Here is a 21,290-nt window from a genome sequence, read left to right on the forward strand (position 1 = left end):
ACGTTCCCCGCGGCGTCGTACGCGCTGCGGACCGGGGCGCCGGCCGGGTCGGGCGCCGTGGACGGTGAGCCGGGCGAGCAGGTGGCCCCGCGAGCTCCCGTCGTCGACGGACGCGTCGGGTAGCGCGAGCGCGCCGTCCCGACGACGACGGGGCGGGGACCGCCCGGTCCCCGCCCCGCTCGTGCGTCCGTCCGGCCTCAGCCGAGGTGCGGCGCGACCTCCTGCGCCACGAGCTCGAGGTGCTCGAGGTCCTGCAGGTCGAGCACCTGCAGGTAGACGCGCTGCACGCCCTGCTCCGCGAGCGTGCGCAGCCGCTCGACCGCCTCGCCGGGCGTGCCGGCGACGCCGTGCTCGCGCAGCTCCGGCACCTCGCGGCCGATGGCGGCGGCGCGACGCGCGAGCTCCGCCTCGTCGCGGCCGACGCACAGCACGAGCGCGACCGACTGCACCAGCGTGCCGGGGTCGCGCCCCTCCTCGACGCACGCCCGGCGCAGCTGCGCGATGCGGCCCGGCACGGTGCCCAGCTCCGGGAAGGCCTGGTTGTACTCGGCGGCGAACCGGACCGCGAGGCGCGGCGTGCGCCGGGGGCCGCCGCCGCCGACGATCACCGGCACGCCCGCGCTGCCGGGGTGCAGGGGCGACTCCTGCACCGGCTTCGGCAGCGCCGGCGAGTCCAGCAGCGTGTAGTGCTCGCCGCGGTGCTCGAACCGCTCGCCGACCGGGGTCCCCCACAGGCCCGTCACGATCTCGAGCTGCTCGGTGAGGATGCCGAACCGCTTCTCCGGGAACGGGATGCCGTAGGCCGTGTGCTCGTCGGCGTACCAGCCGGCCCCGAGGCCCAGCTCGACGCGCCCGCCGGACATCTGGTCGACCTGGGCGACCTGGATCGCGAGCACGCCGGGGTACCGGAACGTGGCGGACGAGACGAGCGTGCCGAGGCGGATGCGGCTCGTCTCGCGCGCGAGCCCCGCGAGGGTCGTCCACGCGTCGGTGGGGCCGGGCAGGCCGTCACCGCCCATCGTCAGGTAGTGGTCGGAGCGGAAGAAGGCGTCGAACCCCAGGTCCTCGGTGGCGCGGGCGACGGCGAGGACGTCGTCGTACGTCGCACCCTGCTGGGGCTCGGTGAAGATGCGCAGGTCCATGCCGCCAGCCTCGCACGCCTCCCCGGCGGGACGGCGGTGGCCGCGGGGCGGTCAGGCGGCGGTGGTCGTCGGCGGGACGCGCTCGCCGACCGGTACCGCGACGTCGACCGTGTTGGAGCGCGTCGCGAGGGGGCACGCCCAGCGGTGGTCGTACGCGCACGACGGGTTGTAGGCGAAGTTGAGGTCGACGACGAGCCGGCCGACCCGGTCGCACCCGAGGTCCGCGCCCTTGATGGTGTCCAGCACGTACCGCCCGCCGCCGTACGTGCCGCCGTCCTGCCCCGCCGACGCGTCCTTCAGCGGCAGGAACAGCCCGCCGCCGTACCCGCGCAGCGACCACAGCGTCACGCGGCCGAGCCCGGGCAGGTCGACCGTGCCGACGCGGGCGTACCCGACGACGCCGTCGGTGCCGGTCGCGACGTCCAGCCGCTGCTCGGCGGCGGGCTCCACCGCGACCTCGAACCGGTACGCCGGGTCGTACGGCGCGACGTCGAGGCCGGCGAAGTCGGCGCGCGCGTCGGGCGTGAGCGGCGACGCGGGATGGTCGCAGAACAGCTCGTCGCGCTGCTGCACCCACACGGCGTGCGCCCCGGCGGGGTCGTCGCGCGCGAGCGTGCGCACCTGCGCGTAGGTCTCCGCGACGCGGCGTCGCCAGTCGGCGACCTCCAGCGCGGCGGCGAGCGGGGTGGCGTCGTGCACGTCCTCCACCCTGGCCGACGGTCGCGCGTCCGGCACGTCGGGCGCACGGCGTCCCGCCGCCGGCGGGCCGGGAGCGGCGGTCAGACCTGGCAGACCGGGCAGCGGTAGAGGTTGCGCGTCGCCATCTCCTCCATGAGCACGGGCGTCCCGCACACCCGGCACGGCAGGCCGGTGCGGCGGTACACCCAGTGCCGCACGGTCGGGTCGTGGCGCGCGAGCTCGCGGCCGTCGGCGTCGAGGTCCTCGCGGGTGAGCATGACGCCCTCGCGGATGCCGTCGGCGAGGAGGCGCGCCCAGTCGCGCCAGAGCGCGCGGACGGTGTCGGGCGGGACGCGCCGGCCGGGCGTCCACGGGTCGAGGCGCGCACGGAACAGCAGCTCCGCGCGGTAGACGTTGCCGATGCCGGCGACGACGGACTGGTCCATGAGCAGCTGGCCCACCGCCACGCCGCGGCCGGTGACGCGCCGCACGACCTCGTCGCCGGCGGCGTCGACGTCCTCGGCGGTCACCGGGTCCGGCCCGAGGCGTGCGCGCACGGCGTCCGCCTCGTCCGGCGTCAGCACCTCGCACGCGGACGGCCCGCGCAGGTCGGCGACGAACGCGTCCGTCGCGAGCCGCACCCGCACCTGCCCGACGGGCGGCGGCGGCCACGTCCCGTCGTCGGGTGCCGCGTGCACCGACTCCTCCTCGCTGACGCGCAGCCGCGTGGCGGGGCGGACGCGCGGCGCGCCGAGGCTCCCGCGTGCGGGCCCGCCGTCGGTGAGGGGGCTGACCTGCCCGTACAGGTCCCAGGCCCCGTACAGGCCGAGGTGCACGCGCAGCACGTCGCCGGAGTCGAACGGGCAGAACAGCTGCTTGCCGACGGCGGTGGCGGCCAGCATGGTCCGGCCGTCGAGCCGCGCGGCGCCGTCCGCGAACCGGCCCTGCGGCGACGACACGGCCACCGGCCGACCCACGAGGTCGAGCGTGAGCTGCTGCGCGATGCGGTGGACGGTATGACCCTCGGGCACGGCCGCCACCCTACGGGCGCCCCGCCGCGCGGGCCGCTTGACCGGCGGGTCCGGGAGCCGGGACGCTGACGCCCGATGACGACCGTGGCGCTCACCCCCAGGTCCGCCGCGGTGCTCGCCGCGTGCGGCGCCGCGCTCGGCGCAGCCCTCGGGCTCGCGCTCGCGCCGGTCGTCACGTGGGCCGACGGCGTCGGCGCCCCCGTGCCGTGGTTCGTCGACCTCCTGCTGCGCACCCCGCGGTGGGTCGAGGCGGCCGTGCCCGCGGTGCTCGGTGCCGTGCTCGGGCTGTGGGTGTGGGAGGAGTGGCGCAAGGAGTCCCTGACGCTGACGGTGGAGCCGGACGGGCTCGTCGTGCGGACCGAGGGGCACGCGCGCTGGGTCCCGCGCGAGGACGTCGGCACGGTGCACCGCGACGGCGACGACCTGGTCGTGCTGGACCCCGGCGGCGCGCAGGTCGTGCGCGCGGACGCGGACGTGCTGGTGCGGCGCGCCGCCGCGGCGCTCCGGGCGGCGGGCTACCCGTGGTCCGACGACGGCGACCCGCACGCCGACGCGTGGGCGACGTGGGTCGCGGGGCGTCCCGGGACCCCGGCGGGCGCTGACGACCTGCTCGCCCGGCGGCGCGCCGCCCTGGCCGGGAAGGACCGCGCGGCAGCGGCCGAGCTCGCGGCCGCGCTCGCCGGCGTCGGCGTCGCGGTGCGTGACCGGCGCGGCGAGCAGCACGTGCGCGCCGCACCTGCCCGCTGAGCGAGACGCGGCGCGCCCTCGAACGTCTCGGATGATGGGACGCGGCGGATGCCAGGCCCGGACGGTGTGTTTCCATGACCGGCATGGCACGCCCCGACCCGACCTGCATGCGCCCGGCTCCCGCCGCGGCGTGCACGTGTCGCGGCGTCATGTGTCGGCGCTGAGCTGACCCCGCGGGCCCCCGCCCGCCCCGCCGTCCCCGACGGCAGTCCGCGCCGCCCCGGCGCCACCCCTCACCGGCCGCGAGACCTGCGGCCCGCCGCGAGCCGCGCGCCCGACGAAGGAACCGTCCCCCGTGATCGAGCTGTCCGCCCTGCGCAAGGTGTACCCGTCCGCCGACGGGCCGGTCGTCGCGCTCGACGGCATCGACCTGTCGGTCGGCCGCGGCGTCGTGCACGGGATCGTCGGCCGCTCCGGCGCCGGCAAGTCGACGCTCATCCGCTGCCTGACCGGCCTCGAGCAGCCGACGTCCGGCACCGTCACGGTCGACGGCACGACGCTCACGGGCCTCTCGGAGAAGCAGCTGCGCACGGCCCGTCGGCGCATGGGCATGGTGTTCCAGCACGTCAACCTGCTCGACTCGCGGACCATCGCGGCCAACGTCGCGTTCCCGCTGGAGGTCGCCGGCGTGCCGCGCGAGCAGCGGCGCGACCGGGTCGCCGAGCTGCTCGACCTCGTCGGCCTCGGCCACCGCGCGGGGGCGTACCCCGCCCAGCTGTCCGGCGGGCAGAAGCAGCGCGTGGGCATCGCGCGGGCGCTCGCCACCGAGCCGGCGGTCCTGCTGTGCGACGAGCCGACGTCCGCGCTCGACGGCGAGACGACCCGCCAGATCCTCGGCCTCGTGCGGGACCTGCGCGACCGCCTCGGCATCACCGTCGTCGTCATCACGCACGAGCCGTCGGTCGTGCGTGAGGTGTGCGACGAGGTGACGCTGCTCGAGCACGGCCGCGTGGTGCAGTCCGGCCCGCTCACCGAGGTCGTCACCGCGACCGGCTCCCCGCTGTCCCGCGCGCTCGTGCCCGTGCCCGACCTGCCGCCCGAGGCGCGGCGCGACCTGGTCGAGGTCACGTACGCCACCGACGACGTCGCCACGCGCGACGCGTTCGCCGCGGTCGCGGCGCTCGGCGAGGACGTCGAGGTGCTGTCGGCGACGGTCGAGCCGCTCGCCGGCCGCCGGGTCGGGCGCCTGCTCATCGACGCACCCCGCTCGGGCACGGACGCCGTCGTGGCGCGGCTGCGCGACGCCGGGCTGGACCCGGTGGTCACCGGCCGCGAGGCCGCCGGCACGGAGGAGGTGGCCTGATGGGCGACCTGTGGACGGAGATCACGTCGAACCGCGTCGTCACGCAGATGCTCCCGGAGGCGACGCTCGAGACGCTGCAGATGGTCGGGCTGTCGGCGCTCGTCGTGCTCGTCCTCGGGCTGCCGCTCGGGCTGCTGCTGCGGTCCGTCGCGCCGGACGGGCTGACGCCGAACCGGCCGGTGTCCGCGGTGCTCGGCGTCGTCGTCAACGTGCTGCGCGCGCTGCCGTTCATCATCCTGGCCGTCGCGCTCATCCCCGTGACCCGCGCGATCGTCGGTACCAGCCTCGGCTGGGAGGCGGCGGTGGTGCCGCTGAGCATCGGCACGATCCCGTTCTTCGCGCGCCTGGTCGAGACGGCCGTGCGCGACGTCGCCGCCGGCAAGGTCGAGGCCGCGCGCGTCATGGGGTCGACGACCGCGAAGGTCGTCTCGCAGGTGCTGGTCCGCGAGGCGCTGCCGTCGATCGTCTCCGCGTTCACCATCACGGTGATCTCGCTCATCGGGTTCTCGGCCATGGTCGGCGCGATCGGCGCGGGGGGCCTCGGCTTCCTCGCGATCAGCTACGGCTTCCAGCGCTTCGATCCCGTCGTGCTCTACACCTCCGTCGTCGTCATCGTCGTCCTGGTCACCGTGGTCCAGGTCGTCGGCGACGCCCTCGCACGCCGCCTCGACCACCGGTGAGCGCGCACCCCACCGCCGGCGCGGCCGGCCCGCAGACCCCGTCCTCGACCCGAGGGCGTGCACCGAGAGGAACCACCCCCATGAGGCGAACCGTCCGCACCGCAGCCGTCCTGTCCGCAGCGGCCCTGGTGATGGCGGGCTGTGCGGGCGGCGGGGAGAGCGAGCCCGAGGGCGGCGCGACCGAGGCCGGCGGGACGACCACGCTGGTCGTGGGCGCGAGCCCGGTCCCGCACGCGGAGATCCTGCAGTTCGTCCAGGACGAGCTGGCCGCCGACGCCGGGCTCGACCTGGAGATCACCGAGTTCACGGACTACGTGCTGCCGAACACGGCGCTGGCCGAGGGCGAGCTCGACGCGAACTACTTCCAGCACCTGCCGTACTTCGAGGCGCAGGTCGAGGAGCAGGGCTTCGACTTCGACCACTTCGAGGGCGTGCACATCGAGCCCTACGGCCTCTACTCGGAGTCGGTCGAGTCGGTCGAGGACATCCCGGACGGCGGCACGATCGGCATCACGAACGACCCGGGCAACCAGTCGCGCGCGCTCGACCTGCTCGTCGAGGCCGGGCTCATCACGCTCGCGGAGACCGAGGGCGACGCGACGCTGCTGGACATCGAGGAGAACACCAAGAACCTCGAGTTCGTCGAGACGGCACCCGAGCAGGTCGTGGTGTCGCTGGCCGACGTCGACGCGGCGATCATCAACGGCAACTTCGCGCTCGAGGCGGACCTCAACCCGGCCGAGGACGCGATCGTCCTCGAGTCCGGCGAGGACAACCCGTACGCCAACTTCCTCGCCGTCCGCTCGGAGGACAAGGAGAACGAGGCGATCGTGACGCTCGACGAGCTGCTGCACTCGGACGAGGTCCGCGCCTTCATCGAGGAGCGCTGGCCCGCCGGTGAGGTGCTGCCCGCGTTCTGACGCGTGCACGGCCGTGACGCCCGTCCCCGCACCTGCGGGGGCGGGCGTCGTCGTGTCCGCCTCCGTCCACCGTTATTGCACACGCGTCGCAGTATCGGTTACGGTCTCGGCCATGAGCACTCCCGCCCTCTCCCGCCGCGCCGGCGTCCGCCTGGCCGCGCTCGCCCTGCCGCTGGCGCTCCTCGGCGCCTGCGCCGGCGGCTCGTCCGCGCCCGCCGCGTCCACGACGCCCTCCGCCACCGCGGAGCCCACCGCCACCAAGACCGAGGCCGCCGCGGTCACCCCGCGCCTCGTCCTCACCTACGACGGCGGCCTCGTCGTCCTCGACGCCACCACTCTCGAGACGGTCGAGACCATCGAGGCGGACGGCTTCCTGCGCGTGAACCCCGCCGGCGACGGGCGGCACGTGCTGGTGTCGACCGAGGGCGGCTTCCAGGTCCTCGACGCGGGCACGTGGGCGCAGCCGCACGGCGACCACGACCACTACTGGACGTCGCAGCCGGTGCTCACCGACACGGTGTTCGAGGCGGACGAGCCCGGCCACGCGGTCGTGCACGGCGACACGCTCGCGCTGTTCGCCGACGGCACGGGCGAGGTCACCGTCGTGGACCCGGCCGCGGTGGCCGACGGCGAGGACGCCGTCGTCCGCGAGTACACCACCCCGTCCGCGCACCACGGCGTCGCGGTCGTCCGCACCGACGACACGATGGTCGTCTCCGACGGCACCGAGGACGAGCGCACGAGCGTCCGCCTGCTCGGCGCCGACGGCACCGAGATCGCCGCGACCGACCAGTGCCCCGGCGTGCACGGCGAGGCGGTCGCGGCCGGCGACGTCGTCACGGTCGGCTGCCAGGACGGCATCGTCGTCGTGCAGGGTCGGACGGTCACCAAGGTCCAGGCGCCCGACGCGTACGGCCGCATCGGCAACCAGGCCGGCCACGAGGCGTCCCCGTACGTGCTCGGCGACTACAAGACCGACAAGGACGCCGAGCTCGAGCGCCCCACGCGCGTGACCATCACCGACACCGCCGCCGGCACGCTGCGGGTCGTCGACCTGCCGTCGTCGTACACGTTCCGCTCGCTCGCCCGCGGCGACGCCGGCGAGGCGCTGGTGCTCGGCACCGACGGCCAGATCCACGTGATCGACCCGGCGACCGCCACGCTCACGCGCTCCATCCCCGTCATCGACGCGTGGGAGGAGCCGACGGAGTGGCAGGAGGCGCGCCCCGCGATCCACGTGCTGGACGGCACCGCGTACGTCACCGACCCGTCGACGGACCGCGTCCTCGCCGTCGACGTCGAGACCGGCGAGGTCTGGAACGAGGTGACCCTCGACGTCACGCCGAACGAGATCACGTCCGCCCCGGGCCGCGTGGCGGAGCACGACCACGCCGCGCACGCCGGCGAGACCGCGGAGGAGCACGCCGAGCACGCGGGCGAGACCGCCGAGGAGCACGCCGAGCACGACCACGAGCACGAGCACGGCACCGAGGGCTGACGCGCCCGCACCGACCACGACGGCCCCGTCCCCCGCCTGCACCGGGGGGCGGGGCCGTCGTGCGTGTCCCGGCGTCCCGGATGCGCGTCCAGGAGCCCGGGCGCAGGGTGGGAGGGAGGGGCGGCACCCGGTGCCGCCCGGGCGCGCCCCACCGGCGCGCCGCACCGAACCCGTGCCACCCCAGGAGGAACCGTGCGCGCACTCGTCTACGAAGGCCCTCGCAAGGTCACCGTCCAGGACGTCCCGGACGCCCGCGTCGAGCAGCCGACCGACGCCGTCATCCGCCTCACCACCACGAACATCTGCGGCTCCGACCTGCACATGTACGAGGGCCGCACGGCCGTCGAGGGCGGCACCGTGCTGGGCCACGAGAACATGGGCGTCGTCGAGGAGGTCGGCCCCGCGGTGACGCGCGTCAAGGTCGGCGACCGCGTCAGCGTGCCGTTCAACATCGCCTGCGGCACGTGCCGCAACTGCCTGCAGGGCTGGACGTCGTACTGCACGCGCACCAACCCGACCGAGGGCATGGACGGCGCCGCGTACGGCTACGCGAACATGGGCCCGTACCCCGGCGGGCAGGCCGAGTACCTGCGCGTCCCGTTCGCCGACGTGAACCTGCTCGAGCTGCCGGAGGGCACCGAGCACGAGGACGACTTCACGATGCTCAGCGACATCTTCCCGACCGGGTGGCACGGCACCGTGCTGGCAGGGCTGCAGCCCGGCGACGACGTCGCGGTCTTCGGCGCGGGCCCGGTGGGCCTCATGGCCGCGCACTCGGCGCTGATCCGCGGCGCCGCACGCGTGTTCGTCGTCGACAAGGAGCCCGACCGGCTGCGGCTCGCCGAGTCCGTCGGGGCGGTCGGCGTCGACCTGTCCGCCGGCAGCCCCGTCGACCAGATCCTGGACGCGACGCAGGGACGCGGGACGGACTGCGGCGTCGAGGCCGTCGGCTACCAGGCGCACGACGCCACCGGCGAGGAGCACCCGGAGCTCGTGCTCGACAACCTCGTGCAGGTGGTGCGCAGCACCGGCGGCATCGGCGTCGTCGGCGTGTACGCGCCGGAGGACCCGGGCGCCGCGACCGAGCAGGCGCAGGAGGGACGCATCCCCTTCCAGTTCGGCCGGCTCTTCGCCAAGGGCCAGCACCTCGGCACGGGCCAGGCGCCGGTCATGCGCTACAACCGGCAGCTGCGCGACCTGATCGTCGCCGGCCGGGCGACCCCGTCGTTCATCGTCTCGCACCACCTGGGCCTCGACGAGGGGCCGGACGCCTACGCGCACTTCGACGCGCGCGAGGACGGCTGGACGAAGGTGCTGCTGCACCCGCACGGCCGGCCCTGACCGGCGTGGCGGTCCCGGCGGCGGTGGTCGCCGCGGCGCTCGACGCGCTGCGGCCGGCCGTCGCCGGGCTCGTCGCCGACGACTGGGCGCCGTCCGTGCAGGGTGCGGTCGGGCACGTCGTCGGCGTGCGGGACGGGACCGGACGGCGCCTCGTCCTCAAGCTGTACCGCGCCGACGCCGCCGGGGCGGCCGCCTCGGAACGGGTGGCACTCGAGCTCGTGGCCGCGGCGCGTGCGGACCCGGGCGGCGCGAGCGGGGCCGGCCTGCCCGTGCCGGCCGTCGTCGCGCACGGGCGCGCGGGCGACGCCGACCACCTGCTCATGACACGGCTCGACGGGGTGCGGTGGGCCGACCGCCGTGACGCGCGCCCTGCCGCGACGTCGGAGGCGGTCTGGCGGGCGGTCGGTGCCGCGCTCCGCCGGGTCCACGCCGTGCGGGGCGACCGGTACGGCGGGCTCGTCGCCGGACCGTGGCACGACGACCCGTGGGCACACCTGCGCGAGCGGGCGGGCGCGACGCTCGACGAGTACCTGCGCACCGGCGGTGACCACGACGTCGCGCGCGACGTCGACGCGTTCGTCGTGGGCGCACGCGACGCGGTCGCCGCGTGCCCCGGCCCCGTCCTCTGCCACCGCGACCTCACGGGCGGCAACCTCCTCGTCGACGCCCACGACCGCCCGTCCGGCGTCGTCGACTGGGAGCGCGCCGCGTGGGACGACCCGCTCGCCGACCTCGCGCAGACCGTCCGGCACGTGCGCACACACCGGCACGACGACGTCCGCGCCCTGCTCGACGGCTACGGCGACGCCGGTCCGTCCGCGGCGGACCGGCTCGCCGTGCACGAGGTCGTGCACGCCGTCCGCGAGCGCGCGTGGGTGGTGCACGACCGGCCCGCCGGGTGGCAGCGCTCGGCCGCGAGCCTCGACGCGTTCGTCGCCGCGGTGGTGCGCGCCTGACCGGCACCCGCGGCGAGGTGGTCAGGAACGAAGAAGCCGCAGGTCATCCGCGCTCCCTAGGCTGACGAGCACATCGAGACCACGGGAGGACGACATGGCCGGGACGACCACGGGCACCGACGAGGGGAACTTCACCGCCGAGGAGCGCGCCGCGATGAAGGAGCGCGCCGCCGAGGTGCGCACGTCCCGCAAGCGCGGCTCCAAGGCCGACCCGGAGCAGGACCTGCTCGAGAAGATCGCCGAGATGCCGCCGGCGGACCGCGCGATCGCCGAGCGCGTCCACGCGATCGTGCGCGAGCACGCCCCGTCGCTCACGCCCCGCACCTGGTACGGGCAGCCCGCGTACGCGAAGGACGGCAAGGTCGTCTGCTTCTTCCAGGCGGCCGCCAAGTTCGGCACGCGCTACGCGACGCTCGGCTTCAACGACGTCGCGGAGCTCGAGGACGGCACCATGTGGCCGACCGCCTTCGCCCTGACCGACGTGACGCCGGCCGACGAGAAGCGGATCGCGGAGCTCGTGCGACGCGTCGCCGGCTGAGCCAGGGCGTGCGCGCCGCCCGTCAGGCGCGGCCGTCGGCGTCGGCGAGCAGCCAGTCCCCGATCCGCGTGGTCATGGTGCGGCCGTGGGCGGTCGTGGGCTGGTCGAGGACGCCGTGGCGCGCACCGGGCAGGTCCTCGAGCACGACGTCCACGCCGGCCGCGGCCGCGTCGCGGGCCCACTCCTCCGCGGAGAACCGCAGCACGTCCTGCTCGCACGTGAGCACGAGGGTCGGCGGCAGGCCGGTCGCGTCGCCGTTGGCCGCGAACGCGTACGGGTCGCCGACCGCCGCGCCGGCGTAGTTCGCGCAGCACGCGTCCATGAAGTCGTCGGCGAAGGCGTCGCCGGTCTCCCGGCGGATCCGGGCGAGCTCCTCCGGCGGGCCGACCGGCCCCGGGTGCACGGCCGTGTACGCGAGCACGAGGGAGCGGGGCAGCGGCTCGCCCCGGTCGCGCAGCCGCAGGGTCAGCCCGGCGACGAGGGCGCCGCCCGCCGACGCGCCGCCCAGGTGCAGGTCGTCGGCCGCCACGCCGAGCCGGTCGGCGTGCGCCCGCGCCCACGCCCAGCCGGCGGCGACGTCGTCGAGCGGGACGGGGTGCCGCACGCCGCGCAGCGCCTTGCGGTAGTCGAGGGCGAGCACGGCGACGCCGCGGTGCGCGAGCGCGAGCCCGACCGCGTGCGACTCCGCCATGTCGAGCGTCCCCATGACGAACGCGCCGCCGTGCACCCACACGCACGCGGCCCGCACGGGCGCCGCGTCCGCGCCGCCCGGTCGGTACAGGCGCGCGGGCACGGGCCCGTGCGGACCGTCCACCGTCACGTCCTCGACGTCGACGGCCGCCCACGCGGGGAACGCCGCGACGACCTCGGCGGGCGACAGGCCGTCGCCGCGGAACTCGTCGAGGGGCTCGAGCATGGCGAGCAGGTCCGCGAAGGACATGAGCGGCTCGGCGGGGCGGGTGTCACGGGCGGCGTCGGTGGCGTCGGTCACCGCGTCATGATGCCGCCCGCGGGCGTCAGGAGCGCGGACGTCCCGCGCAGACCACGCCGGTGCACTGCGGCTCACGACCGTTGCCCCACGCCACGTTGCCGCCGAGGTCCTCGGCGGCGGGGGTGTGGATGCCCCAGCCGGTGTTGCGCGTCGCGACGTTGTCCTGCATCCGGATCCTCGTGTCGACGTCGACGGCGTCGCCGTTGCGGTCGAACGTGTTGCGCTCCAGGGCGAACAGGCTGATCGGGAAGTCGTTGCCGGCGGTCAGGGCGCGGAACGCGGTGCCGTTGCGCGTGAACCGGTTGTCCTGCAGGTGCGCGTTCTCGCGGAGGTCGACCGCGACCTCGTTGCGGTCGAACCGGTTGCGGAACACCTGGTCGCCCTCCCAGTCCCCGACGTCGTAGGGGGCCGGGGTCCGCGTGCGGAACGCCGTCTCGTTGCGGACGAGCTCGCTGTCGTGCAGCCGGCTGCCCAGGCACCAGTCGAACGACACCCCCGTGGTGTTCCGCACGACCCGCGTGCGGATCACCTGCGCGTACGACTCGCTGCACTCGGCGCCCGTCGTGTTCCGCTCGAACGTCGAGTCCGTCACCGTCATCCCGGTGTTGAAGCCGCCAGCGAGCCCTGTGCCGTTGTCGACGAAGCGGGACCGCGCCACCGTGAGCGAGCCGTAGTAGTAGACGTTCACCCCGTAGCCGGTGCGGCGGATCGTGCTGTCCTCGAGGGTGACGTCGCTGCGGAAGCCGGAGACGGCCGTGTAGGCGGCGCGGTCGAACGTCATGCCGCGGAGGGTCAGCGTGGCCTCCTGCACCTCGATCCCCGTGCCCCAGTCCCGCACCGTGCCGTTCACGACCGTCACCGGGTCCGTCCCCGACTCCCCGTCCGGCCAGTCGATGAGCAGGCCCGTCCCCTCGCCGGGGCCGCGGACCGTGTGGCCGCCGAGGTCGACCGTGGCACCCCGCGTCAGGACCAGCCCCGGCGCGGTCGTGCAGACGAGGTCGCGGTCGAGGAGGACGGCCCCGGTGACCGTGTCGCCGCAGGCGAGCGCCGGCGCGGCCGGTGGCGGTGCCGCAGCGGCGGGTGCGGCGAGGACGCACGACCCGACGAGGAGCGCGGTGGCGACGACGGACGACGACACGTTCATGGTGGACCCCCCGGTCTGCCCGCACCCCCCTGGGCGGGCTCACGGCGAACCTACGACCGCCCGTTTCGTCACGGTACGGGTGGTGCGGGTGAACGTCGGGTTTCACCCCGGCGCGGTCAGGACCGCGGACGTCCCGTGCACACCACACCCACGCATTGCGGCTCGCGCCCGTTGCCCCACGCGACGTTGCCACCGAGGTCCTCCGCCGCGGGCGTGTGGATACCCCAGCCCGTGTTCCGCGTCGCGACGTTGTCCCGCATCCGGATCTTCGTGTCCACGTCCACTGCGTCGCCGTTGCGGTTGAAGGTGTTGCGCTCCAGCGCGAACAGGCCTACCTCGAGCAAGCCGCCCGCGGTCAGGGCACGGAAGGCAGTGCCGTTCCTCGTGAAGACGTTGTCCTGCAGATGGGCGTTGACGCCCAGGTCGAGCGCCACGTCGTTGCGGTCGAACCGATTCCCGAAGATCTGATCCCCCTCTCGCTGCGAGCCGGATGAGGGGTTGGCGGGTTCCGTGCGCATCGCCGTCCCGTTGCGGACCAGCTCGCTGCCCTGGATGCCGCTTCCCTCACACCAGAAGAACGAGACAGCGGTCGTGTTTCTCGCTAGTCGCGATCGGGCGACGTACGCCATCGCGTCACTGCACTCGACGGCTGTCGCGTTGCCCTCGAGGGTCGAGTCCTCCACCGTGACGACGCTGCTGTATGCGGCAGTCACGGCCGTGGCGTTGTCGATGAAGCGTGAGCGCGCCACGGTTGTCGAGCCGTAGGCGAAGAGGGTCAACCCGACGTCCGAGCGGCGGACGGTCGTGTCCTCGATCGTCATGTCACTCTCGATGACCGCGATGCCGATGCCCGCGATGCGGTCGAACGTCACGTCCCGCACGGCACCGCGACCGTTCTCGACGTGAAGCCCTGCACCCCATCCGCGCACCGTGCCGTTCACCACCGTCACGGGCGACGACTCCGCTCCGGGCTCCTGCCACTCGATCGGCAGCGCCGTCCCCGCGCCGGGGCCCTGGAGCGTGTGCCCGCCAAGGTCCAGAGTGGCACCGCGAGCGAGAACGAGCCCCGGTGCCGTCGCACAGCGGAGGTCACGCGCGAGGACGACAGCTCCCCGAACAGTGTCCCCGCACGCGATGGCGGCTGGCGGTGCCGCGACGGCGGGTGCGGCGAGGACGCACGACCCGACGACGAGCGCGGTGGCGAGGACGGACGACGACACGTTCATGGTGACCCCCGGTGTGCCCGCACCCCGTCGGGCGGGCTCCTGGCGAACGTACGTCGCGCCCGGTTCGTCCGGATCCGCGCCGCCGGGTGAACGTCAGGTTCACCCCGGCGCGGTCACGACCGCGGACGTCCCGTGCAGACCACGCCGGTGCACTGCGGCTCACGACCGTTGCCCCACGCCACGTTGCCGCCGAGGTCCTCCGCGGCGGGGGTGTGGATGCCCCAGCCCGTGTTCCGCGTCGCGACGTTGTCCTGCATCCGGATCCTCGTGTCGACGTCGACGGCGTCGCCGTTGCGGTCGAAGGTGTTGCGCTCCAGGGCGAACAGGCTGATCGGGAAGTCGTTGCCGGCGGTCAGGGCGCGGAACGCGGTGCCGTTGCGCGTGAACCGGTTGTCCTGCAGGTGCGCGTTCTCGCGGAGGTCGACCGCGACCTCGTTGCGGTCGAACCGGTTGCGGAACACCTGTGCGCCCTCCCACTCGCCCGTGACGTACGGGGCGGGTGTGCGCGTCGCGAGCGCCGTCCCGTTCCGGGCCAGCTCGCTGTCGTGCAGCCGGCTGTTCGTGCACCAGTCGAAGAGCACCGCCGTGGTGTTCTGCACCAGTCGGGACCGGGTGACCAGCACGAATCCCTCGCTGCACGCCACGCCGATGGTCGTGCGCTCGATCGTGGTGTCGCTGACCTCCACCTGGCTGTACTGGCCGAGGTACACCGCCAGCCCGGTGTCGACGAAGCGGGACCTGGTGACGGTGCCGGTGCCGTTGTAGGAGAAGTCGACGCCCGCGCCGCTGCGACGCACGGTCACGGCGTCGACGGTGAGAGCACTGGCCAGGCCCGAGACGGCGTCCCGCTCGATCCGGTCGAACGTCACGGCGCGCACGGTCGCCGCCGAGTCGTACGTCTCGAGCCCGAGCTCCCAGTCACGGACCACGCCGTTCTCGACCGTGACCGGCTCCGGGGGCCACGCGTCCGGCGCCGTGAGCAGCAGGGCAGTCCCGGAGCCGGACCCGCGGAGCGTGTGCCCGCCGAGGTCGAGCGTCGCGCCGTGCGTGAGGACCAGCCCCGGGCCGGTGGCGCACACCAGGTCCCGGGTCAGCACCACCGTGCCCTCGACCCGGTCACCGCAGGCGAGGGCGGGTGGCGGAGCCGCTGCGGCGGGTGCGGACAGGAGCGAGGCTCCGACGACGAGCGCGGTGACCGCGACGGACGACGACACGTTCATGGTGCCCCCCGGTGTGCCCGCACCCCGGTGGGCGAGCTCCCCGCGAACGTACGACCGTCCGGTTCGTCCGGATACGGCACGGCCGGGTGAACGTCGGGATTCACCCCGACGGCCGCGGACCACCAGCCCGGGCGCCGGCTCACCCCCGCGGGCGGGCCCCGTCCGCGACCTGCGGCGGCCACACGACCGCGAACCGCTCGAGCACGATCTCGTCGTCCTCGCGCCAGACCGCCCCGCGCCGCGCGCACGTCCGCTCCCAGTACCGGCGGTGCTCCCGGCGCCACGAGGTCAGCGTCCGGTCGTCCTCCCCCTCGTCGTACGCGAACCGCTCGTCGACCTCGTCGAACGTCGCGACCCGCAGCTCGGTGCTGCGCAGGATCGCGCGCGGGTGGCCGGCGCCGTCGCACGCGACCCAGTGCGACCCGATGCGCGGCAGGGGCTCGTCGCGCGCGGCGAACTCGGTGACGAGCTCGGCGGTCGCGCGCTTGCGGCCGTCGAGGACGACGGCGAGCAGCGCGTCCGACAGGGCCGCGGAGTCGCCGAACCGGTCGACGACGTACCCGTCGCGGGCGGCGGCGGGGTGGACGGCGGCGTAGCGGTCCCACATCGCGGCGGCGGCCGCGTGGTCGAGCGGGCCGAGGTCGGTCCCGACCGGCGTGGCCGTGGGCGCACCCGCACCCCCGCCGCCGGTCACGTCGTCGGCCCGGTCCGCCTGCGCGGTCACGTCGTCCTCCACGCGCGGGAGCCTACGGGCGCGGCACCGGCGGCGACACGTCCGCGTCCCCGCGCACTGCGTTGCGCACGACCTGCGGCCGCGGCACCGGCGGGCCGTACCCGCGCAGCCGCGCACGCAGCACGCGCGCCACGAGCGACGGCCGGTACACGCTCAGCGGCGACGCCATGAGGTGGTAGACGCGGGCGAGCGCGGTGTGGGCGACGGTGTCGCCGTGCGTCCCGAGCCGGGCGAGCTGTCCCGTCCACACGCCCGCGAGCGCCGTCGTCCGCGGGACGCGCCCCTCCGACGTGGGCAGCCGCAGGTCCTCCCCCGTGGCGATCGCCCACGGCAGCGCCCCGACGCGGACCGCCCGCCGCAGGAACCGCCGGGCGCCGCGCGGCGTCGTCAGGTCGTCCCGCCGGGCCGCGTCCCGCAGCGCCAGGGCCTCGAGCGCGGCCACCGCGACTCCCTGCCCGTACACCGGGTCGAACGCGCACAGCGCGTCGCCCACGACGACGAGCCCGCCGGGCCAGTCCGGCACCCGGTCGTACCGGTGACGCACGTTCGCCGTCTGCCGGTGGACGACGACGTCGCCCTCGAGCTCGCCCGCGTCGACGAGCTCGGCGAGCGCCGGGTCGCGCAGCGCGCCGAGGTAGGCGCGCCACGCGTCGGGGTCGCGCGGCGGCCGCCGGTCGCCCGCGCCGGCGGCCGTGACGAGCCACCGCCCGTCCTCCACCGGCAGCGCGATGCCACCGGGCTGGTCGGGCAGCTGCGCGATCACGACGCCGGCGGGGCCGACGGCGTCGACGGGCAGCCGCAGGGTGCGCGTCGCGTACCCGATGCGGGCGTCGACCTGCTCGACCGCGGCCGCGGGGACGCCCAGCGCGTCGAGCCACACGGGCAGCCGCGACGCGCGCCCCGACGCGTCGACGACGAGGTCGGCGGGCAGCGCGTCCCGCCCCTCGAGCGCGACCGACCACCGCGGCGCGCCCGCGCCGTCGTCCTCGCGGCGCAGCCCCGTCACGCGTGCGCCGTCGACCGTCCGCACCCCCGGCAGCCGGCGGACGCGGGTGCGGACGACGTGGTCGATGAGCGGCCGCGACGCCGACAGGACCGGGAACTGCTCCGCGCGGGGCGACCAGCCCAGCTCACCGAGCCACGCGAGCGCACCCGTGTCGACCGGCACGCCGCCGGCGGCCCGCAGGTCGTCGCCGAACCCCGGCAGCAGCTCCTCGACCGCCACCAGCGACCGGTACAGCAGCGCGTGCGGCTGGCGCCCCTGCGGCACCCCGGGACGCGGTGCAGGGGCGTCGGCGACGGCGTCCCGCTCCACCACGGTCACGGTCCGCCCCGGGCCGGCCAGCGCCGCGGCGGCCAGCAGCCCGGCGAGGCTCCCGCCGACGACGACGACGTCGCCCGGCGTCCGCCCGCTGCCCGTGCCCCCGTGCGACGTCATCGCCTCATGATGGCGTCCGAGCCCCGGCCTGGGAACCCGCGCCCGTCGGACCAGCGGAGGGCAAGGGATTCGAACCCTTGAGTACGGGGTCACCGCACCAACGGTTTTCAAGACCGTCGCTTTCGGCCGCTCAGCCAGCCCTCCCGACCGGCGCGAGCGCCGGTGCGCGGCAGTCTCCCACACGCCCGCGCCCGACTTCCGCGCCTCGGACGGCGCGCACCGGCCGGCGTTCCTAGCCTCGGTGCATGACGAAGCCCATCTCCCCCACGGTCCACGCCGCGCTCGACTACGGGGTCGCCGGCACCCTCCTGACCGTGCCGCACGTGCTCGGCATGAGCACCCGGGCCAAGGTGTTCTTCGGGGCCTTCGGCATGGTCGCGACGGTGGTGAACGCGCTGACGCGCACGCCGCTCGCGCTCAAGCCGGTGCTGTCCCTCAAGGCGCACCGCACCGCCGACCTGCTCTCCGACCCGCTGTACGTGGCGCTGCCGCTGCTCACGGGCATCGCGAAGGAGCCGAGGGCCCGGACGCTGTGGCTCGCGACGACGGCCCTGCTCGCGGGCTCCGTCGCGCTGACCGACTGGGACGCGGACGAGTCCTGAGCCCGCTCGTCGTCGGATCGCGGCTCGCCCGGCCGGGACTCGCCGGACCGGCCGCCGCCCGCTAGCCGCGCGCCGTCGGCACCGGCGCGGCGAGGACCGCCGCGACGTCGGGCGCGGCGACCTGCGTCACGACCCGGCCGGCACGTGCGAGGGCGGCGAAGCCCTCGGGCCCGAGCGCGTCGACGACCAGGCGGCGCACCTCGCGCACGTGCCCGGGGGCGGTGGCACGCAGCTTCTCGCGCCCCGACGGGGTGAGCCGTGCGCTCGTCCGCTTGCCGGCCTCGGTGCACGACCCGCGCGTGACCCAGCCGAGGTCCTCCAGCCGCGACACGGCGTGCGAGAGCCGGGACGGGGAGCCGCCGGACAGCCGGGCGAGGTCGCTCATCGGGATCTCGCCGTGCGGCCGCTCGGAGAGCGCCGCGAGCACCTGGTACTCGTACAGGTTGACCCCGGCGTCGCGCTTGAGCTGGGCGTCCATCGCCGCCGGCAGGACGGTGACGAGGGCCATCACGGCCTTCCAGTCCTCCAGCTGGGCGCCCACGAGCCAGGGGACGTCCTCGTCTGCCCGCTCCGTCATGCCGGAAGTCTACGGGTGTTGAACATTCAAGCCGCGGCCCCTACTGTCTGTTGAGCATTCAACATCGCGACGTCCGCCGCGAGACACCCCAGGAGGCACCATGACCGTGCTGCGCATCGACGCCACCATCCAGGGCGACCGCTCGGCGAGCGCCGCGCTCGCCGACATCGTCACCGCCGAGCTCCTCGCCGCGCGGCCGGGCGAGGCGGTCGTCCACCGGCACCTCGGCGAGGACCCGCTGCCCGCCGACGCCTGGGCCACCGCGGTCGGCGCCGGCTGGACGCCCGTCGAGCAGCGCACGCCCGAGCAGGCCGCCGCCGCCGCGCTCGCGGTCGAGGTCGCCGACGAGCTGCGTGCCGCCGACGCGGCCGTGCTCGCCCTGCCGCTCTACAACTGGGGCGTCTCGCAGCACGTCAAGACCTGGATCGACCTGGCGATCGCGGGCGGCACCGTCGGCGACCCGTACCTCGCGGGCACGCCGGTCGTGCTCGTCGTGACCCGCGGCGGCAGCTACGCCCCGGGCACCCCCAAGGAGGGCTGGGACCACGCCATCGGCTACCTGCGCCGCATCATCGGCGACGTCTGGCAGGCCGACCTCACGGTGGTCGAGCGCGAGCTCACCCTCGTCGGCGTGAACCCCGCCATGGACGCGCTCGCCGAGCCCGCCGCGCTGATGAAGAAGGAGGCGGAGGCCGCCGCCGTCGCCGCCGGCCGGGCGCTCGCCGCACGCTGACGGTCCTCCGTCGACCACGCGCCGACGGCCGGCCCTCGCAGGGACCGGCCGTCGGCAGGTGGACCTCATCCGGCGGTCGCCGTCACCCGGCCGTCCGGCCGCGGCGACGCAGGACCACGAGCACGACGCCGGCCGCGATGCCCGCCAGCGCGAGGCCCGCACCCGTGGCGAGCTCCAGGCCCGTCACGGCCAGCGCACCACCGCGGGGAGCCGCGGCAGCGGCGCCGGGCCCACCGGCGGCAGCTGCGCCCGGAGCGGCCGCGTCGCCCACCACCGTGAGCTCCGTCCAGCCGAGGACGACGCCGCCGGCGGACGAGACGACCAGCCGGTACGCGCCGGGCGCGGTCGTCGCCGGGATCGTCACGCGCACCGTGCCGTCCGCGGCCACCTGCTGGTATCCGGGGCCGACGGGCGTCGACCCGAGCCACACGTAGACGTCGGACCCCGGGGTGAGGCCCGTGAGCGTGACCGTACCGCCGGGACGGACCGGTGCGACGGCGCCGAGGGAGCCGCGGTCGGCGTCCGTCAGCGAGTCGACCGCGGGCGCAGGGGGAGCCTGCAGGAACGCGACGTCGAGCCGGAGCTCCACGTCGTCGACCCGGACACCGGTGCGCACCTCGACGGCGCGCGCGGTGGCGAGGCTGTTGCCCCCGGCCCACCAGAACGAGCCGTGGTCCACGGTCGCCCGGACGCGGTAGGTGCCCGCCGGCACGGCGCTCGTGACGAAGTCGAGGTCGCCACCGTCCGGGGCGAAGGCCGACGTCACGACGCTGCCGTCCGCCGCGACGAGGTCGACCCGGACCCCGACGTTCTGCCAGTCGTCGCCGAGGTCACCGCCGCTGACGATCCGGCCGCCGACGACGCCGCCCTCGCGCTGCACCAGGTCGCCCACGGTGACGTCGGCGTCGACGCCCACCACGGTCCACTGCGCGTTCCGCGCCTCGCGCGCACCCCCGAGGAAGGCGGGCACGACGAAGGACGGCTCCGGCACCGCGAGACCCACCGTGTAGGAGTCGGCCTCGACCTCGGAGAAGACGTACGTGCCGTCGGCACCGGTGGTGGCCCGGGCGACGGCGCGCTGCCACCCGCCGGGGGCGCGGCCCCACAGGGCGACCTGCGTGCGGACCGGCGCACCGGCAGCGTCGACGACGCGCCCGGTCACGCTCGACCCGGCGGCCAGGTCGACGTCGACGCCGGTGCGGGCCGCGGCCGGGTTGCCCGCGACGAAGTACACCGAGCCGTAGGAGTTCCCGACGCGCTGCCACCAGGCGGGCGCGAGTCCCGAGCCGGTCGGCGGGACCACGCGCACGACGTAGCCGCCGGGCGCGAGCCAGTGCGCCGTCCACGTCCCGTCGGCGGCGGTCGGCACCACACGCACGGGCGCGTCGTCGGCGATCGACCCGTAGAGCTCCACCGTGGCGCCCGGCACGGGGGCACCCCCGGCGGTCACGACACCGCTCACGGAGTTGTCGACGAAGGTCACGTCGACGCCCGTGCGCACCTCGCCGTCGGCGACCGTCACGGTCTGGTGCGTCCGCCGCGCGGAGCCGTACGTCGCGCCGTTCCAGTACACCTCGTACGGCTGGTCCTCGCCGAGGAGCGCGAACCGCACCTCGTAGCTGCCGGCCGCGAGGCCGCCGGCACGCCAGGTGCCGTCCGCGGCCGTCTCCGGCGCCGGGTCGCCCGGGGCGGCGTCGCCCAGGTACACCAGGACGCCGGACAGCGGCGCACCGGTGCTGTCGGTCACGCGGCCGGCGAGGGCCGCGGTCGCCGCCGAGCTCCGGTCCCTGCG

21 protein-coding genes and 1 tRNA gene are annotated in these 21,290 nt (G+C 75.6%); 10 read left to right on the top strand and 12 right to left on the bottom strand.

The genetic code is table 11. The features are described 5' to 3' along the window. Positions 1-197 precede the first annotated feature (197 nt). From AB6N23_RS10400 to AB6N23_RS10410, 3 genes are all read right to left on the bottom strand, one after another. Complete coding sequence (locus tag AB6N23_RS10400; protein WP_412866000.1) at positions 198-1,142, bottom strand: LLM class F420-dependent oxidoreductase; 945 nt, start codon at positions 1,140-1,142, stop codon at positions 198-200. 51 nt (positions 1,143-1,193) lie between these two features. After that, positions 1,194-1,841 carry a DUF1684 domain-containing protein gene (locus AB6N23_RS10405; RefSeq protein WP_412866001.1) on the bottom strand — a complete coding sequence of 216 codons (648 nt, stop codon included), beginning with the start codon at positions 1,839-1,841 and terminating at the stop codon, positions 1,194-1,196. 80 nt (positions 1,842-1,921) lie between these two features. Further along, a complete protein-coding gene (locus tag AB6N23_RS10410; RefSeq protein WP_412866002.1) occupies positions 1,922-2,851 on the bottom strand; it encodes an Fpg/Nei family DNA glycosylase in 930 nt (309 codons plus the stop codon). 75 nt (positions 2,852-2,926) lie between these two features. On the opposite strand from AB6N23_RS10410, the gene AB6N23_RS10415 reads away from it, so the two are divergent. The 8 genes from AB6N23_RS10415 to AB6N23_RS10450 all read left to right on the top strand — a co-directional run bounded on the left by AB6N23_RS10415 (position 2,927) and on the right by AB6N23_RS10450 (position 10,834). Beyond that, positions 2,927-3,598: a YqeB family protein gene (locus AB6N23_RS10415; protein ID WP_412866003.1), complete on the top strand. Its 672-nt coding sequence runs from the start codon at positions 2,927-2,929 to the stop codon at positions 3,596-3,598. Positions 3,599-3,893: 295 nt separating this feature from the next. Next, positions 3,894-4,901, top strand: coding sequence for a methionine ABC transporter ATP-binding protein (locus AB6N23_RS10420; protein ID WP_412866004.1), 1,008 nt, complete (start codon positions 3,894-3,896; stop codon positions 4,899-4,901). Beyond that, on the top strand, positions 4,901-5,581 hold the full coding sequence (locus AB6N23_RS10425) for a methionine ABC transporter permease (RefSeq protein ID WP_412866005.1): 681 nt from the start codon (positions 4,901-4,903) through the stop codon (positions 5,579-5,581). The genes AB6N23_RS10420 and AB6N23_RS10425 overlap by 1 nt, the downstream gene beginning before the upstream one ends. Positions 5,582-5,661: 80 nt before the next feature. Beyond that, on the top strand, positions 5,662-6,501 hold the full coding sequence (locus AB6N23_RS10430; RefSeq protein WP_412866006.1) for a MetQ/NlpA family ABC transporter substrate-binding protein: 840 nt from the start codon (positions 5,662-5,664) through the stop codon (positions 6,499-6,501). A gap of 112 nt (positions 6,502-6,613) precedes the next feature. After that, positions 6,614-7,999: a zinc metallochaperone AztD gene (gene aztD, locus AB6N23_RS10435; RefSeq protein WP_412866007.1), complete on the top strand. Its 1,386-nt coding sequence runs from the start codon at positions 6,614-6,616 to the stop codon at positions 7,997-7,999. A 192-nt stretch (positions 8,000-8,191) separates the two neighbouring features. Continuing rightward, positions 8,192-9,340, top strand: coding sequence for a glutathione-independent formaldehyde dehydrogenase (locus AB6N23_RS10440; RefSeq protein ID WP_412866008.1), 1,149 nt, complete (start codon positions 8,192-8,194; stop codon positions 9,338-9,340). A 5-nt stretch (positions 9,341-9,345) separates the two neighbouring features. Beyond that, on the top strand, positions 9,346-10,296 hold the full coding sequence (locus tag AB6N23_RS10445) for a phosphotransferase family protein (RefSeq protein WP_412866009.1): 951 nt from the start codon (positions 9,346-9,348) through the stop codon (positions 10,294-10,296). A 94-nt stretch (positions 10,297-10,390) separates the two neighbouring features. Continuing rightward, positions 10,391-10,834, top strand: coding sequence for an iron chaperone (locus AB6N23_RS10450; protein WP_412866010.1), 444 nt, complete (start codon positions 10,391-10,393; stop codon positions 10,832-10,834). A gap of 22 nt (positions 10,835-10,856) precedes the next feature. Here the strand turns inward: AB6N23_RS10450 and AB6N23_RS10455 are convergent, their stop codons facing one another. The 7 genes from AB6N23_RS10455 to AB6N23_RS10485 all read right to left on the bottom strand — a co-directional run bounded on the left by AB6N23_RS10455 (position 10,857) and on the right by AB6N23_RS10485 (position 17,730). After that, a complete protein-coding gene (locus AB6N23_RS10455) occupies positions 10,857-11,825 on the bottom strand; it encodes an alpha/beta hydrolase (RefSeq protein ID WP_412866011.1) in 969 nt (322 codons plus the stop codon). 25 nt (positions 11,826-11,850) lie between these two features. After that, positions 11,851-12,969: a right-handed parallel beta-helix repeat-containing protein gene (locus AB6N23_RS10460; protein ID WP_412866012.1), complete on the bottom strand. Its 1,119-nt coding sequence runs from the start codon at positions 12,967-12,969 to the stop codon at positions 11,851-11,853. Positions 12,970-13,085: 116 nt separating this feature from the next. Continuing rightward, complete coding sequence (locus AB6N23_RS10465; RefSeq protein ID WP_412866013.1) at positions 13,086-13,919, bottom strand: right-handed parallel beta-helix repeat-containing protein; 834 nt, start codon at positions 13,917-13,919, stop codon at positions 13,086-13,088. Positions 13,920-14,308: 389 nt separating this feature from the next. After that, positions 14,309-15,415: a right-handed parallel beta-helix repeat-containing protein gene (locus tag AB6N23_RS10470; protein ID WP_412866014.1), complete on the bottom strand. Its 1,107-nt coding sequence runs from the start codon at positions 15,413-15,415 to the stop codon at positions 14,309-14,311. A 139-nt stretch (positions 15,416-15,554) separates the two neighbouring features. Beyond that, positions 15,555-16,022, bottom strand: coding sequence for an ASCH domain-containing protein (locus AB6N23_RS10475; protein WP_412866019.1), 468 nt, complete (start codon positions 16,020-16,022; stop codon positions 15,555-15,557). Positions 16,023-16,161: 139 nt separating this feature from the next. After that, positions 16,162-17,586 carry an NAD(P)/FAD-dependent oxidoreductase gene (locus tag AB6N23_RS10480; RefSeq protein ID WP_412866015.1) on the bottom strand — a complete coding sequence of 475 codons (1,425 nt, stop codon included), beginning with the start codon at positions 17,584-17,586 and terminating at the stop codon, positions 16,162-16,164. A 54-nt stretch (positions 17,587-17,640) separates the two neighbouring features. Further along, positions 17,641-17,730, bottom strand: a tRNA-Ser gene (locus tag AB6N23_RS10485). A 101-nt stretch (positions 17,731-17,831) separates the two neighbouring features. Between AB6N23_RS10485 and AB6N23_RS10490 the strand changes: the two genes are divergently transcribed. Continuing rightward, on the top strand, positions 17,832-18,188 hold the full coding sequence (locus tag AB6N23_RS10490; protein ID WP_412866016.1) for a hypothetical protein: 357 nt from the start codon (positions 17,832-17,834) through the stop codon (positions 18,186-18,188). A 61-nt stretch (positions 18,189-18,249) separates the two neighbouring features. Here AB6N23_RS10490 and AB6N23_RS10495 read toward each other — a convergent pair whose 3' ends face one another. Beyond that, positions 18,250-18,765: a MarR family winged helix-turn-helix transcriptional regulator gene (locus AB6N23_RS10495; RefSeq protein ID WP_412866017.1), complete on the bottom strand. Its 516-nt coding sequence runs from the start codon at positions 18,763-18,765 to the stop codon at positions 18,250-18,252. Positions 18,766-18,865: 100 nt separating this feature from the next. Between AB6N23_RS10495 and AB6N23_RS10500 the strand changes: the two genes are divergently transcribed. Then, on the top strand, positions 18,866-19,498 hold the full coding sequence (locus tag AB6N23_RS10500) for an FMN-dependent NADH-azoreductase (RefSeq protein WP_412866018.1): 633 nt from the start codon (positions 18,866-18,868) through the stop codon (positions 19,496-19,498). An 82-nt stretch (positions 19,499-19,580) separates the two neighbouring features. Here the strand turns inward: AB6N23_RS10500 and AB6N23_RS10505 are convergent. Further along, the coding region (locus tag AB6N23_RS10505) for a carboxypeptidase-like regulatory domain-containing protein (RefSeq protein ID WP_489672002.1) at positions 19,581-21,290 on the bottom strand (1,710 nt) is incomplete at its 5' end.

The sequence above is a fragment of the Cellulomonas pasadenensis genome, from assembly GCF_047229365.1.
Lineage (GTDB): Bacteria > Actinomycetota > Actinomycetes > Actinomycetales > Cellulomonadaceae > Cellulomonas.

Excerpts from the sequence above, each read along its gene's own strand:
- AB6N23_RS10400 (WP_412866000.1), bottom strand. The coding sequence starts at position 1,142 with ATGGACCTGCGCATCTTCACCGAGCCCCAGCAGGGTGCGACGTACGAC.
- AB6N23_RS10415 (WP_412866003.1), top strand. The coding sequence starts at position 2,927 with ATGACGACCGTGGCGCTCACCCCCAGGTCCGCCGCGGTGCTCGCCGCG.
- AB6N23_RS10425 (WP_412866005.1), top strand. The coding sequence starts at position 4,901 with ATGGGCGACCTGTGGACGGAGATCACGTCGAACCGCGTCGTCACGCAG.
- AB6N23_RS10430 (WP_412866006.1), top strand. The coding sequence starts at position 5,662 with ATGAGGCGAACCGTCCGCACCGCAGCCGTCCTGTCCGCAGCGGCCCTG.
- aztD (WP_412866007.1), top strand. The coding sequence starts at position 6,614 with ATGAGCACTCCCGCCCTCTCCCGCCGCGCCGGCGTCCGCCTGGCCGCG.
- AB6N23_RS10450 (WP_412866010.1), top strand. The coding sequence starts at position 10,391 with ATGGCCGGGACGACCACGGGCACCGACGAGGGGAACTTCACCGCCGAG.
- AB6N23_RS10460 (WP_412866012.1), bottom strand. The coding sequence starts at position 12,969 with ATGAACGTGTCGTCGTCCGTCGTCGCCACCGCGCTCCTCGTCGGGTCG.
- AB6N23_RS10470 (WP_412866014.1), bottom strand. The coding sequence starts at position 15,415 with ATGAACGTGTCGTCGTCCGTCGCGGTCACCGCGCTCGTCGTCGGAGCC.
- AB6N23_RS10475 (WP_412866019.1), bottom strand. The coding sequence starts at position 16,022 with ATGTGGGACCGCTACGCCGCCGTCCACCCCGCCGCCGCCCGCGACGGG.
- AB6N23_RS10480 (WP_412866015.1), bottom strand. The coding sequence starts at position 17,586 with ATGACGTCGCACGGGGGCACGGGCAGCGGGCGGACGCCGGGCGACGTC.
- AB6N23_RS10490 (WP_412866016.1), top strand. The coding sequence starts at position 17,832 with ATGACGAAGCCCATCTCCCCCACGGTCCACGCCGCGCTCGACTACGGG.
- AB6N23_RS10495 (WP_412866017.1), bottom strand. The coding sequence starts at position 18,765 with ATGACGGAGCGGGCAGACGAGGACGTCCCCTGGCTCGTGGGCGCCCAG.
- AB6N23_RS10500 (WP_412866018.1), top strand. The coding sequence starts at position 18,866 with ATGACCGTGCTGCGCATCGACGCCACCATCCAGGGCGACCGCTCGGCG.